At 47.0% G+C, this 13,980-nt stretch carries 11 protein-coding genes; 8 read left to right on the plus strand and 3 right to left on the minus strand.

Annotated elements, in window-relative coordinates; all coding sequences use genetic code 11:
* Positions 1 to 11: 11 nt before the first annotated feature.
* Positions 12 to 485 carry an Hsp20/alpha crystallin family protein gene (locus AF331_RS04190; protein ID WP_053426896.1) on the minus strand — a complete coding sequence of 158 codons (474 nt, stop codon included), beginning with the start codon at positions 483 to 485 and terminating at the stop codon, positions 12 to 14.
* Positions 486 to 967: 482 nt separating this feature from the next.
* Here AF331_RS04190 and AF331_RS04195 point away from each other — a divergent pair, with 482 nt between their 5' ends.
* Positions 968 to 3,817, plus strand: a complete 2,850-nt coding sequence (locus AF331_RS04195) for a 2-oxoglutarate dehydrogenase E1 component (RefSeq protein WP_053426897.1) — start codon at positions 968 to 970, stop codon at positions 3,815 to 3,817.
* A gap of 19 nt (positions 3,818 to 3,836) precedes the next feature.
* Positions 3,837 to 5,075, plus strand: coding sequence for a 2-oxoglutarate dehydrogenase complex dihydrolipoyllysine-residue succinyltransferase (gene odhB / locus AF331_RS04200; RefSeq protein ID WP_053426898.1), 1,239 nt, complete (start codon positions 3,837 to 3,839; stop codon positions 5,073 to 5,075).
* Between the two features lie 295 nt (positions 5,076 to 5,370).
* Here the strand turns inward: odhB and sda are convergent, their stop codons facing one another.
* Positions 5,371 to 5,505 (minus strand): sporulation histidine kinase inhibitor Sda, encoded by a 135-nt coding sequence (gene sda, locus AF331_RS04205; protein WP_048003790.1) that lies wholly within the window; start codon positions 5,503 to 5,505, stop codon positions 5,371 to 5,373.
* Positions 5,506 to 5,813: 308 nt separating this feature from the next.
* On the opposite strand from sda, the gene AF331_RS04210 reads away from it, so the two are divergent.
* From AF331_RS04210 to AF331_RS04235, 6 genes are all read left to right on the plus strand, one after another.
* The gene (locus tag AF331_RS04210; RefSeq protein WP_053426899.1) at positions 5,814 to 7,460 is read left to right on the plus strand and encodes an AMP-binding protein; all 1,647 of its coding nucleotides are present in this window, start codon (positions 5,814 to 5,816) and stop codon (positions 7,458 to 7,460) included.
* 115 nt (positions 7,461 to 7,575) lie between these two features.
* The gene (locus tag AF331_RS04215) at positions 7,576 to 8,466 is read left to right on the plus strand and encodes a gamma-glutamylcyclotransferase (RefSeq protein WP_053426900.1); all 891 of its coding nucleotides are present in this window, start codon (positions 7,576 to 7,578) and stop codon (positions 8,464 to 8,466) included.
* 230 nt (positions 8,467 to 8,696) lie between these two features.
* The gene (locus AF331_RS04220) at positions 8,697 to 8,900 is read left to right on the plus strand and encodes a DUF6501 family protein (RefSeq protein ID WP_053426901.1); all 204 of its coding nucleotides are present in this window, start codon (positions 8,697 to 8,699) and stop codon (positions 8,898 to 8,900) included.
* A 62-nt stretch (positions 8,901 to 8,962) separates the two neighbouring features.
* Positions 8,963 to 9,856, plus strand: coding sequence for a GNAT family N-acetyltransferase (locus tag AF331_RS04225; RefSeq protein ID WP_053426902.1), 894 nt, complete (start codon positions 8,963 to 8,965; stop codon positions 9,854 to 9,856).
* A 64-nt stretch (positions 9,857 to 9,920) separates the two neighbouring features.
* Entirely contained in the window at positions 9,921 to 10,808 is an 888-nt protein-coding gene (locus tag AF331_RS04230) for an ATP-binding protein (RefSeq protein WP_053426903.1), read from the plus strand.
* 10 nt (positions 10,809 to 10,818) lie between these two features.
* On the plus strand, positions 10,819 to 12,732 hold the full coding sequence (locus tag AF331_RS04235) for a vWA domain-containing protein (protein ID WP_053426904.1): 1,914 nt from the start codon (positions 10,819 to 10,821) through the stop codon (positions 12,730 to 12,732).
* A 111-nt stretch (positions 12,733 to 12,843) separates the two neighbouring features.
* Here the strand turns inward: AF331_RS04235 and AF331_RS04240 are convergent, their stop codons facing one another.
* Positions 12,844 to 13,977 (minus strand): toxic anion resistance protein, encoded by a 1,134-nt coding sequence (locus AF331_RS04240; protein WP_053426905.1) that lies wholly within the window; start codon positions 13,975 to 13,977, stop codon positions 12,844 to 12,846.
* Positions 13,978 to 13,980: the final 3 nt, after the last annotated feature.

Below are 13,980 nucleotides of genomic sequence, written 5' to 3' on the forward strand. Positions count from 1 at the left end.
TCCTAGACGTCTCAGTATCGATCTGAGACGTCTATTTCTGTAAACTGCATATCTGTGCTTTTAGGGATTTTCACCTCCAGGATGCCGTCACGAAAGTGTGCAGAGGCCCCTTTTTTCTTCACGAGACAAGGAAGTGTCATGACTTGGCGGTCCCCGTCGGAGGGGATGTTTTCTATGATGGCCTGATTGGAGGTGTGATAAATCTTTACCTTTTTCATCAGCCCTTCATCTTTTAATTCAAAACGGACATACACATCCTCGAAGGATTCAAACACATGTGCAGGGACGCTTCCATTCTGTTCGCTGCTTTGATGGGGCGTCTGCTGGGGTGGGGCCCCTCCCATGGTGCTGTTGGCATTCATCATGCTCTCGAACCCACCGGGAAACATCTTTTTCATCATGTCCTGTACGTATGAGTCCACTTCCTGAGGATTCATATTCTGTTTCATCCCTTTCATAAAAGGGAATACGTTCCATGGAAACATCGTCGCACCTCATTTCTTGGATCATTCACTTAAGACATTCTATTCATCGATGGGCGGAAGGTTCGCAGACTGACAAACTCAAAAAATGCTGAAATTCAGTAAAAATTGTTTGGTTTTTTTTAGGAAGAGTAGTAAGATGGTTTATGAAAAAAGTCTATCACCTCATGCATGATGAGCAAGAATAGAAAGCGCTTCACATAAAATTATTTCAGAATAATGGGTTAATTGACGCATCAACTGAATGACATTATGGGAATAAAGGGGAGATGGCCTTCTCAAAGAAATTCCACACCTTAAGAACTGTAGAGTAAAAATTTTGAGAAATTTGATTTAAGGGCTTTATAATAGTCCTTTACAGTGATAAAATATCCTTGTAAGCGTTTTATACGAACAAATTTTACTATTCTTCCATAATATGAATTGGGATGAATACATGATATCCAAATAATACTAAGTGGCAAATCAGTTGGAGGTTTTTCACGATGAAAAAGCAATCGACCAATCAGGGTGGACCATGGGAATCGTTTTATGGACCCAATCTTGGCTATGTGATCGAAGTGTATGAAGAATATCTGCAGGATCCCGATGCAGTAGATCCCGAGCTGAAAGAACTTTTTGATCAATGGGGCCCACCGAAAGCTGAAGACGCACAAGTCTTGGCAGATGCCCAATCAGCCGACGCTTCGTTTTCCCTGCCGGCACAGCCGACAGAACTGAGCAAGATGGTGGCGGCCGTCAAACTGGCCGACAACATCCGTACATATGGCCATTTGGCAGCCGATATCAATCCTCTTAATGACCGGGAGAAGGATACGAGAAGAATTGATCTTTCCGCATTCGACTTGACCGAAGAGGATCTCAAGAAGATACCGGTTGATTTCCTATGTCCTGACGCACCGGAACATGTCACGGACGGACTGCTGGCCATCAAACATCTGAAAAAGGTATATACGAAAAAACTTGCCTATGAATACGCGCATGTGCACGAGCTAGAAGAAAAGAATTGGCTGCGTGAGAAAATCGAGTCAGGTCAGTTCTTCCCGAAATTGACGAAAGACCAGAAGCTGCTCCTTTTAAGGAGGCTTGCCGAAGTGGATGGCTTCGAAAAGTTCATTCATCGCACATTCGTAGGTCAGAAGCGCTTCTCGATCGAAGGTCTTGATACGATGGTTCCCCTCCTCGACGAGATGGTACGCCACTCCGTTGAGGCCGGTGCCAAGACGGTCAATATCGGCATGGCCCACCGTGGTCGCCTGAATGTCCTTGCCCATGTGGTCGGCAAACCGTATGAAATGATCTTCGCGGAGTTCCAGCACGCCCCGAGTAAAGACCTCATTCCATCAGAAGGATCTATTGGGATTACGTTCGGATGGACGGGGGATGTCAAATATCACCTCGGTGCAGACCGTGAGATATCACCCCGCCAGCTTCCGACGGCCCGCGCGAGGGTGACACTTGCCAATAACCCGAGTCACCTTGAAGTGGTGAGTCCGATCGTTGCCGGATACACAAGGGCAGCACAGGAAACGAGGGAGGATAAGGGATATCCGGAACAATCCCCGGAAACATCGTATGCCATCATGATCCACGGTGATGCTGCATTCCCTGGTCAGGGAGTCGTAGCCGAAACGCTGAACATGAGCAGGCTTCGCGGCTATGGTACAGGCGGATCGATTCATTTGATCGCCAACAATATGATTGGATTTACAACCGAAAGCAGGGATTCAAGGTCGACGAAATACGCATCCGATACGGCAAAAGGGTTCGAGGTGCCGATCGTCCATGTGAATGCAGATGACCCTGAAGCATGCCTGACGGCAGCGGTCCTAGCGTATGAATACCGTAAGACGTTCGGAAAGGATTTCGTCATCGACCTGATCGGGTACCGCCGCTTCGGACACAATGAGATGGATGAACCGATGGTCACGAATCCATTGATGTATAAGATCATTCACAAACATCCGAATGTAAAGGAACTTTTCGCGGAAAAGTTACTATCTGAAGGAATTGTGAATAAAGACGAAATCGCTGCAATGGATAAAGAAATCGAAGATATGCTGAAGGCCGCTTATGACAAGGTCCCGGCAAAAGATGATGATCCAGATACGATCCTCGCTCCTCCTGAATTCGTTGCAAATGGCCTGCCTGATATCAAGACGTCAGTCGACCCTGATATCTTGAAGGGCTTGAACGATGAAATGCTTCAGTGGCCGGAAGGATTCAATGTCTTCAAGAAACTGGGGAAAATCCTTCAGCGTAGGGGACTTGCGTTTGAAGGGAAAGGGAAGATCGATTGGGCCCATGCAGAGACCCTTGCTTTTGCAAGCATCCTGAAGGATGGGACTCCGATTCGACTTACCGGTCAGGATTCCGAAAGGGGAACGTTCGCCCAGCGTCATCTTGTCCTGCATGATGAACAGTCCGGTAAAGAGTATATCCCCCTTCATAATCTGAAAGATACACATGCTTCATTCGTTGTTCACAACAGCCCTCTTACTGAAACGGCCGTTGTCGGATATGAATATGGTTATAACGTATTTGCCCCTGAAACCCTGGTTCTTTGGGAAGCACAGTTCGGCGACTTCTCCAACATGGCGCAGGTGATGTTCGATCAGTTCATCTCGGCAGGCCGTGCTAAATGGGGACAAAAATCAGGACTGGTCCTGCTTCTCCCTCATGCCTACGAAGGGCAGGGACCGGAGCATTCCAGCGCACGGATGGAACGCTTCCTGCAGCTTGGCGGTGAGTACAACTGGACTGTTGCCAACTGTTCGACTTCAGGTCAGTACTTCCACCTGTTGAGAAGGCAGGCTGCAATCTTGCAGAAAGAAGAGGTAAGGCCGCTCGTGGTCATGACCCCGAAGAGCCTGCTGCGGAATCAACATGCATCCGTAACGGCAGAAGAATTGGCAGGAGGCGAGTTCCATTCCGTCCTCGAACAAAAGGGTACGGGTGAAAATCATGAAGCCGTGGAACGCATCATCCTCGGAAGTGGAAAAATCACCATCGACCTTGAAGAAAAACTTGGTGAAATGGAAGGACTGGATTGGCTACATATCCTTCGAGTGGAGGAAGTGTATCCATTCCCTAATCAGGATATCGCAACAATCCTTGAGAGATACCCGAACCTGAAAGAGATTGTCTGGATTCAGGAAGAACCGAAAAATATGGGTGCATGGTCATTTGCAGAACCGCGCCTGAGAGAGCTTGCACCAGAGGGAGTAAGCGTACATTATGTCGGCAGGAGAAGGCGATCAAGCCCTTCTGAAGGCGAAGCGACCGTACACAAAAAAGAACAATCACGTATCCTGAACGAAGCGTTAACCCGATAAGAAAGAGGAGGACATCACAGTGGCAGAAATCAAAGTTCCAGAATTAGCAGAATCCATTACAGAAGGTACAATCGCCCAGTGGCTGAAACAGCCGGGCGACTACGTGGAAAAAGGCGAATATATCGTAGAGTTGGAAACCGATAAAGTAAACGTGGAAGTCATCTCTGAAGAAGCGGGAACGATCCAAGAATTGAAAGCCGAAGAGGGAGATACCGTTGAGGTAGGCCAAGTCATCGCTGTCGTCGGTGAAGGCGGGGAAGCGCCGGCCCCATCTGAGGAGAAAGCGGAAGAGAAAGCCGAAGCCCCTGAACAGAAGGATCAAAAGCAGGAACCTGCCAAAGAAGCGCCGGCAGCGACCGAGAAGAAGAATCGTCCGATTGCTTCTCCTGCTGCACGCAAGCTAGCGAGGGAAAAAGGAATCGATCTTTCAGACGTCCCTACAGATCCACTGGGAAGGGTGCGCAAGCAGGATATCGAAGCCTATGGGAATAAGCCTGCCTCTGCCCCGGCCAAGCCTGCGCCAGAAGCGAAAAAAGCGCCTAAATCTGATAATGGTAAACCGGTTGAACGCGAAAAAATGTCACGCCGCCGCCAGACCATCGCAAAAAGGCTGGTTGAAGTCCAACAAACGGCTGCCATGCTTACGACATTTAACGAAATCGATATGACGGCTGTCATGGAGCTAAGGAAGCGTAAAAAGGACAAATTCTTTGAAGACCACGATGTAAGACTCGGATTCATGAGCTTCTTCACAAAAGCGGTTGTTGCTGCCCTTAAAAAGTATCCTTATGTCAATGCTGAGATCGATGGAGATGAAATCGTCCTCAAAAAGTTCTATGATGTCGGTGTTGCTGTCTCAACAGAAGATGGACTGGTTGTACCAGTGGTCCGGGACTGTGAGCGCAAAAACTTTGCGGAAATCGAAGGAGAAATCATGGAGCTTGCAACCAAAGCAAGGAAAAACAAGCTTGCCCTTGCCGATCTCCAAGGTGGATCTTTCACCATCACCAATGGAGGTGTCTTCGGATCACTTCTTTCGACTCCGATCCTGAATGGACCACAAGTAGGGATCCTAGGAATGCACAAGATCCAGCTGCGTCCGATGGCAATCGATAAGGATACAGTGGAAAACCGTCCAATGATGTACGTTGCCCTATCCTATGATCATAGAATCATAGATGGTAAAGAAGCAGTAGGCTTCCTTGCCATGGTGAAGGAACTGCTTGAAAATCCTGAAGACCTTCTGCTTGAAGGCTGAACCTGATTTTTTGACTGAACTGATGAATGTATTGCCGGTGCCCCAGTGGGGCATCGGATTTTTTTTGCACTAAAACTTGTATTAATGAATAAAATATGATTAAAACCAATAGTTTTGCATAAGGGAAAAGGAGGTGATGAAAGTGAAGAAAAAGGTATACTACTATTCTTATTTGTTTCATAAGCTTGGAATCATCGAGGAAGAACAATGGAAGAAAGGAAGTAAAGGCAGGTCCCCATTACAAAAATAAAAGGTGAAGACAGATTTGTCTTCACCCTCCTCATTCAATGTCTCATCACGATTTCCTAAAAGGCCTCAGTCCACGGTTTCGAATTTCTTTCTTCAGGAGCATAATCCAATCCTGATCATTCCCCTGCTTTTCAGCATTCCGATACGCTGCGACCAACTGTTCATTACTTAAAATTTTCATGAGCAACCTCCCAGGAAATGTTTAAAATATAGAATGTTCTATATTTTCTATTTATTCTACATACATTCACTTCTTTTGAAAAGGGGTTTTTTGAAAATACAACTTAAGTCGGGTTTTGACATGAATTGTTGAAACGTGTTTAGAAGGGTTGAATCAAGGGTAAGGGAGGGGCCTTGGAGCCAGCAGTTAGCATGTGTAAACATTTCCTGAAAAAGCTGCGATTACACCTTTTTTATTTGAAAATTCTAATTTTTATGATAATATTACTCACGTAAGAGCTGTATTTACATATTTGGGAGGGGTTGTATGTGGCGGTTTTAACAAAAACAATCGGGACGCTTCTTGAAGAAAAAGCGGCGCTTTTCCCCGATCGGGATGCGGTGCTGTATGCAGATCGGGGGTTGCGATGGACGTACTCCCGCTTTGATGAACTTTGCCGTCAAGCAGCGAAAGGATTCATGAAGCTTGGCATCAACAAAGGAGATCATATGGCCATCTGGGCAACCAACACTCCTGAGTGGCTCATCAGCCAGTTTTCCACAGGGAAAATGGGAGCAGTCCTGGTCACGGTGAATACCAATTATCAGAGGGAAGAATTGAAGTATCTGCTTGAGCAATCGGATAGCGGCTCCATCATATTGATGGAAGGTTACCGAACAACCTCTTATATTGACATGCTCTATGATATCTGTCCGGAGCTTAAGGAAGCGATGCCGGGTCATCTGGAAAGCGCAGCTCTCCCAAAATTAAAGAATGTCATCGTTCTCGGCGATCAGCGTTATCCAGGGACGTATTCCTGGGACGATATCATGAAGCTCGGCGAAGGGGAGGTTGACGAAGAGCTGAACGTACGGATGGCTGAGTGCCAACCTGATGATGTGATCAATATGCAGTATACATCTGGTACTACGGGATTTCCCAAAGGAGTCATGCTTACGCACTCCAACATTGTGAATAATGGATATAATATCGCAAGGTGCATGGATCTGACTGAAATGGACCGCCTATGTATTCCGGTTCCGTTTTTTCACTGCTTCGGTTGTGTACTTGGAACGATGGCATGTGTTTCCGTAGGGGCAGCCATGGTCCCCGTTCAAGAATTCAGTCCTGCCGAAGTCCTCCGCACCGTTGAATCTGAACGTTGTACAGGGTTACACGGGGTACCGACGATGTTCATCGCTGAATTGAATCTCCCTGATTTCCACGAATATGATCTATCAACGCTCAGGACCGGTATCATGGCAGGAAGCAATTGTCCCGTGGAAGTGATGAAAGGGGTCATGGAGCGAATGGGCGCTAAAGAAATCACCATCGCTTATGGTCAGACGGAATCTTCCCCGGTCATCACACAGACCCGGACGGATGATCCTTTGAATGTGAAGGTGGAAACGGTCGGGCGTGCCCTACCCGATGTCGAAGTGAAGGTCATCGATCCTGCTACAGGAAAATTACTGGGTCCGGGTCAACAGGGAGAACTGTGCACTCGGGGGTATCATGTCATGAAGGGATATTACAAAAATGAACAGGCGACCTCCCTGGCCATAGATGAGCAAGGATGGCTCCATACGGGAGATTTGGCCGTCATGGATGAAGAGGGATATTGCAGGATCACGGGAAGGCTCAAAGATATGATCATCAGGGGCGGTGAGAATATTTATCCAAGGGAAATTGAAGAATTTTTATATTCCCATCCAAAGGTGTTGGACGTACAAGTCACCGGGGTTCCGGATGAAACATTTGGAGAAGAAGTGATTGCATGGGTGATCCTCAAGCCTGGTCAAGTGTGTACATCAGAGGAAATCAGGGATTTTTGCAAAGGAAAGATCTCTCGGTTCAAAGTACCGAAATTCATAGAATTCATCGATTCGTATCCTATGACCGCGTCAGGGAAGATCCAGAAATTCCGTTTGCGGGAAATGGGTGAAAAGGCGATTTCCCAAACCAATAAAATGTAATCGCTTACTATTAAAAGGGTGGACATTGGCTTCTGTTATAGGAATCCAATGTCCTTTTTCTATGATATGATGAATGAGCAGAGTACATTGAATTAAACCAGTGGAGGGACCATATATGCTTATATTCGTTTATGGGAATTTAAGAAAGCATGAACGACATCATTCGCTTTTACAAAACCCCCGAACCATTTCACTTCAAGCTTACGTGGACGGGGTGCTCATTGAGCCAGTAGACGGGCAGCCTGTCATGACCGATGGGAATGAGAAGGTATACGGTGAATTGTATGAGATCGATCCTTCCGTGATCGACCAGCTCGAAAGAACGAAAGAAGTGATCCCGGCCAAGGCAATCCAGACGGAAGCGACGGTAGTCACCGATCATGGAAGCCATAAGGCTACCGTATTTGCTGCAACATCTGAAGACATACAGGGTTCATTGATTCCTTCGGGTGACTGGAAAGTGAAGACCTTCCTCGAAAACAGACCGTCTGAAACCCTGTACTTCGCCTACGGGTCCTGCATGGATCAGGACCGTTTCAAAAAAGCAGGGGTCCATATCCACTTTCAGGACTGTCTCGGGGCTGGAATCGTACAAGATTTCCGAATGGATTACTCTTTCGTCGTGGATGATGGAGGCAGGGGGGATATCACGGAAGTTCCTGGAGAGGTCATGGAAGGCGTGGTCTATCGGGTCAATCAAGAAGCAGTCGATTATCTTTTCGAAAGGGAAGGTGTGCTCCCCGGATGGTATCGACCTGCTTTCCTTGATGTGACGATCGACGGAAGGGTGTATAAGGACGTCTTGACATTCATCGTAAAACGGAAATCACCTGAAACCCTGCCGCCGGAACACTACGCCCTTGAAATACTGAGAGGGAGCCACCCTTATGTGAGTGAGGGATATCATCGTAAACTGCAAGATCAGCTCTTGGGACTCGGAATGGATGAAAAACGGATTCGTGTCATGCTTAATCAGGTTCATGCGGTGGACCGGGATCCTGCCTGAGATATATAAATTTCGTGTTGCTGGAGCATTATGATCCTCATCCACAGCATTTTCCATTGGGGGTTTCCGTCTATCCATATCCAATCAAAGAAAATGGTTTGTTCGCATCAGCGGCATCGTTTTATCAGGATGTGTTAAGCGGACGGCAAGGTTTCATCATGGAGTATTGAACTCACATGAAGATAAGACTATACTAGTAACATAGTCAAGCTCAGGAAGGGGATTCAGCAATGATCCATCATACATGGACCGAAAATGAAACAGGAAGAAAAGTGAAATGCGTACATACAGATGCAGCGAAATATACAGTGGAAAACGTATTGATTCCAGGGAAAGTATACGATTTGAAAAATGAATCCGAAGATTACTACTTCGTCATCGACGAAAGTGGAAAAATGGGTGGATTTTATAAAGAGTACTTTGAAGTACTGTAAGGATCAAAGCTGATGCTTTTCAATTTATGAAAGCATCAGTTTTTTTATGTGGAGGTGAAGGGATGAGCAGAGTCAAACGGTCAATAAAGGCAGATGATCTTTCTGAGGTGATCAGTTTGTTCCATGAATATGAACAAACCGTATATGGAACTGTGCAAACAAGTTTGAAGATGATCAGGGACTTAGTAGTCAAAACGGAAAGAGAGGATAAAGTCGGTTTATGGGTTCGTGGTGTGCTAAGGGGGGTATCGTTTCTCACCCATCGGGATCATCGTCTCCCATCGTTGGTGTTGACCGTGAAAGATGAGGGTACAGAAGGCTATATAGAAGAGCTGGTCAAATCTCTGATCGAATCGGGAAAGCGCTGGAAAGCTGAGGGTATCAGGGAGAAAAGCATCGTCATTTCTGCCAATACCCCTGAAGAACGGATTGCTTTTGAAAAAGCGGGATTCTCCATTCAAAGACACTGGCATCAGATGAGCACTGAACTTACTGAAACAGCTGTACCGGTCAGTCCATACCTCGTCCGTCCATTTATTCTCGAAACCGACGATTGTGCACTCTATGAAGCCTATGAAGAGATATTTGCGGATCATTATGATTATCATCCTACCACTTGGGAAGAATTCAATCAGCGGTTTTTCATCCCAGGGGACTCAACCGATCGGTGGCTTCTCATGATCGATAAGGAAAAAGTGATCGGATTTGTCCTTTCACGTGCCGATGGTGAAACGAAGGTAGGGGAAATAACCCATTTGGGCATGAAAAGGGAATACCGAAGAATGGGACTGGGACTCCAGCTGTTGCGGCAGTCTTTTGACGGGTTACACCGTGCGGGCATGACTCATGCGGCCTTGTTGGTCGACAGTGATAGCCCGACCCATGCGGCCCTGCTTTATAAAAAAGCGGGCATGACCATTCAACGCACCTTCACCAGGTATGATTTGCCACTTTAAAGCATCTTCCTTTTGCAGTGCTTGTTTCATTTCGATACAATAGTTTCATGGATAATCAGAAAGGATGACAACTGTGAACGTAACACAACTACCAGATGAAATTTCCCGCTTGATCGAAGAACGGAAGGAAGCCTTCCATCATGAAAAGGACCAGTCATTGGTCAGGGAAGGGGGTTATACCTCAAGTGAGGATTTTATTATCGAGGACTGCCTGATCTCACTGACCCTGGGTAAGAATCTTCTATTGAAGGGGCCGACCGGATCGGGGAAGACAAAGCTCTCCGATACGCTATCGTCCATGCTCTCCCAACCGATGCACAGCATCAACTGTTCCGTTGACCTCGATGCAGAGGCTCTCCTTGGCTATAAGACGATTGCAGAGAAGGACGGCAAGAGCGTAATCGAATTCATTGAAGGCCCAGTCATCCAGGCGATGAAAAAAGGACACCTCCTCTATATCGATGAGATCAATATGGCTAAGCCCGAAACACTTCCAATCCTGAACGGAGTCCTTGATTACAGGAGAAGCATAACAAATCCTTTCACAGGTGAAGTCATCAAGGCAGAACCAAGTTTCGGCGTCATTGCTGCCATCAATGAAGGGTATGTCGGGACCGTCCCGATGAATGAAGCCTTGAAAAACCGGTTTGTGGTGGTTGACGTGCCATATATTGAAGGAGATACATTAAAAGCGGTCATAGCCGCTCAAAGTTCCCTTACAGATCCTAAAGTGGTGGACCGGTTCGTCCAGCTCGCTTCAGACTTGATGGTGCAAGTGAGGAACGGACAGGTCTCAGAAGAAGCGGCTTCCATCCGTGCCCTCCTTGATGCGTGTGACCTCGCAGTGCACCTGCCGGCAAAGCGTGCCATCCGACGGGGGATCATAGATAAATTGGAAGATGAAAGGGAAAAAGCGGCAATTGAAAACATTGCCGATACACTATTCGAATGAGGGGTTAATCATGCATCGATTTATACAATTCAATGATGAGCGCATCGATTCCTTTCTCTTCATGGAGATGGCCGACCTGGCGAAAACCCTCTCAAAGAATGGTGAAATGTCCTTGAAATATGGTCCATTTTCCTATCTGGATCCGAAAAATGAAGTCGTCTATGTCAGTCATTTTTGGGATCACCGGGATAAAAGGGACGAGACCTATGGGTTGAAAAGCGATGTGTATCTTCGCACGATCGGGAATCTTGAACACACAGAAAGGAAAACGGTGGAACGCTATCTACGAGCAATCGACCGGTCACCTGTGAAGCGTTTCGCCAAACAGCTCTTTGTAATTGGGGAAGAAGTAAGGCTCGAGGAAATCTGCAAATCGGAGCGTCCTGGTACGAAGGCATCATTCAGTGTGAGGAGAAGGATCTATCGGCAATTTTTTGATGCGCAGCTAAAAGTGAATTTGACGAAAAGCGTATTTACAGATGCGTTGTTCAACCAGCTGTTTTTGCTCCTTCATGCACAATCACCCTTGGAGGAAGCGGCGGCCATTTCGGAGGAGATCGATCTCATGATGCCCTTCCTAGAGCGGCAGCTATCCCTTCTATACGAAACAAAATCCACCTCCGACGTTGTGAAGGTGTGTATGGAAATGGTCGAGGTATGTGAAGACGTATTGAAGAAGGATATGCTGAATGAATACTTCCATCTCCCGGAAGATGTATATGATGATGAGGCGGACCAAACGTTTGATGATCTGAAACGCCAGGATCCCCTTGCGAACGATGATGTTCTTGAGGAGGAGAGTACAGGGGAAGAGGAGATCATGGATGAGGAGTTCCGCACCTGGCATCGGGAATCCGAAGAGAAAGGGGAATCATTCCTGCAATTCGATTTGGATCAGGGAAGTTCCTCCGATCTCATGGGAGAAGGTGTACGGGAAGGAGAAGACGGGGACCAGGCCATGGCCATGGTACAGGGTACATCCAAACAAACCGACCGTGAGATCTACGAGACTCCTAAAGCGGTCGATCAAGAGCATGAAGAGCGTGGCATGGGAGATCACCCGTATGGAAAGGAAAATCGTTATGCAGAAGCGGTCTTTCTTGCTCCAGATGTACCATCTTCAGAAGACAAGGCAGCGTATGGTGTGAATAAGGCAGCGGTATTCACCTATAAGAAAAAGCTCCAGAAGATGATCGAAAAGACTCTGGAGCATAAAAGGATCCAGCCGAGAACGGATCTCCACTTCGGCAGGTTGAATAAAAAACTCCTGAGGCTCCTTACAGATGATGTGCCCAGATTGTTCTACAAAAAACATGATCCTTCCACCGAGCTGGACGCCGTGTTCTCCCTTCTGGTGGATTGTTCTGGATCCATGTTTGATAAAATGGAGGAGACAAAGCTTGGAATCACATTATTCCACGAATCGTTGAAAGGGGTCAGGGTGCCTCACGAAGTGGTAGGGTTCTGGGAAGATACCAATACCGCTACTTCCCATTCTCAGCCCAACTATCTTAAACCGGTCCTTGAATTCCAGTCATCCCTGAAGCCGTCCAGTGGTCCAGAAATCATGCAGCTTCATCCTGAAGAGGACAATAGGGACGGATTCGCCATCAGATTGATGACAGATCGGATCCTGCAAAGAGGAGAGAAGCAAAAGTTCCTTTTGGTCTTCTCAGACGGAGAGCCGGCTGCCATGGATTACGAGCAAAATGGCATCGTCGATACCCATGAGGCCGTTCTTGATGCCCGCAAAAAAGGAATCGAAGTCATCAATGTTTTCCTCGCCAACGGAGAGATTGACGAAGGTCAACGGAAAACGATTCAGAACATATATGGGAACTACAGTATCCTGGTGTCGGATGTATCAGAGCTTCCTGATGTGCTTTTCCCACTTCTGAGGAAACTGTTGATCAGCAGCATTTAACCGTGTGTCTGGGTTAAGGTGACGATTTTTAGAGGTCGGACGCACCGTAAACAGATATATTCCATATGAAAAAACCGAGCGATCCTATGATCGCTCGGTTTTTTTGCTTGATTATTTTCTGATTTCGATGAGTTTTTGCTTCAGTTCCTGCTCCATCGTAACCATTTCCTGCTCGGCCTGCTGGCGCTTTTGTCGCCCCTCTGCCTGTATGGCCAAGGTCTCTTCGATTGTTGTGATAAGATTTTCCTGCGTTTTCTTCAACGTCTCGATATCGATGATGCCTCGCTCATTTTCTTTTGCTGTTTCGATGCTGTTGACTTTCAACATCTCTGAGTTCTTCAGAAGGAGATCATTGGTTGTCTGCGATACCTGTTTCTGAGCTGTGACGGCTTTTTGCTGATTCAGCAGGGTAAGGGCGATGGCAATCTGATTCTTCCATAGCGGGATGGCCGTGAGGACCGATGCCTGGATTTTCTCAGCAAGTGCCTGATTGGTGTTCTGGATAAGGCGGATCTGAGGAGCGGATTGAATCGTCATCTGCCGGCTCAGCTTAAGGTCGTGGATCCGCTTTTCCAATCGGTCAAGAAACTGGGTGGTGTCATTGACTTCCTGGTATAAGAGCTCGTCGCCGCTTTCTTCTGCCTTTTTCCTGAGTGTCGGAAGGAGGGTCCCTTGAATCTCATCCCGTTTATATTCGGCCGCTGCAATATACATATTGAGGGCGTGGAAGTAGTCTTTATTTTTTTCATACAGCGTCTCAAGGAGGCGATTGTCGTCCATCAGGGTCTTTTTAGAATGCTCGAGTCTGACCGAGATCCTGTCGATTTGAGATCCGATCTTCTGATACTTGGAAAGGACTTCCTGGATGGATGATGAGACTTTACGGAACAACCGTTTGAAGACCCCTTTTTGCTTTGAATTCAATTCATCGGGGTTCATGAGCTCCAGTTTCTTCATGAGGTCCCCGAGCACGTCCCCGATCGGTCCGATATCCCGTTTTTGAACGTGATCAAGCATCGAGTTCGAAAAATTTGAGAGCTGGGATTGGGCGGCCGTCCCGTACTTCAGGATGGCTTCATAATCTTTGTAATCGATCTGTTCTGCGAGCTGCTTCGCCTTTTGCTGCTGCTCTTCTGGCAGGCGCTCCATGAGGCCGTTTGCCTTCTGAGGCTGCGGGGAGAGACCCTCATCGAAGGGGTTTGATAATAGCTGATCAAGTTCCGAGTATTCTTTGCGTTGTTCCATGGG

Origin of the sequence: Rossellomorea marisflavi, assembly GCF_001274775.1 — a bacterium.
Taxonomy (GTDB): Bacteria; Bacillota; Bacilli; order Bacillales; family Bacillaceae_B; genus Rossellomorea; species Rossellomorea marisflavi.

What these genes read in the sequence shown, in the direction of transcription:
- AF331_RS04220 (WP_053426901.1), top strand. Translation starts at nt 8,697, where the DNA reads ATGATCCATCATACATGGACCGAAAATGAAACAGGAAGAAAAGTGAAA.
- sda (WP_048003790.1), bottom strand. Translation starts at nt 5,505, where the DNA reads ATGAAAATTTTAAGTAATGAACAGTTGGTCGCAGCGTATCGGAATGCT.
- AF331_RS04235 (WP_053426904.1), top strand. Translation starts at nt 10,819, where the DNA reads ATGCATCGATTTATACAATTCAATGATGAGCGCATCGATTCCTTTCTC.
- AF331_RS04190 (WP_053426896.1), bottom strand. Translation starts at nt 485, where the DNA reads ATGTTTCCATGGAACGTATTCCCTTTTATGAAAGGGATGAAACAGAAT.
- AF331_RS04230 (WP_053426903.1), top strand. Translation starts at nt 9,921, where the DNA reads ATGACAACTGTGAACGTAACACAACTACCAGATGAAATTTCCCGCTTG.
- AF331_RS04215 (WP_053426900.1), top strand. Translation starts at nt 7,576, where the DNA reads ATGCTTATATTCGTTTATGGGAATTTAAGAAAGCATGAACGACATCAT.
- AF331_RS04225 (WP_053426902.1), top strand. Translation starts at nt 8,963, where the DNA reads ATGAGCAGAGTCAAACGGTCAATAAAGGCAGATGATCTTTCTGAGGTG.
- AF331_RS04195 (WP_053426897.1), top strand. Translation starts at nt 968, where the DNA reads ATGAAAAAGCAATCGACCAATCAGGGTGGACCATGGGAATCGTTTTAT.
- AF331_RS04240 (WP_053426905.1), bottom strand. Translation starts at nt 13,977, where the DNA reads ATGGAACAACGCAAAGAATACTCGGAACTTGATCAGCTATTATCAAAC.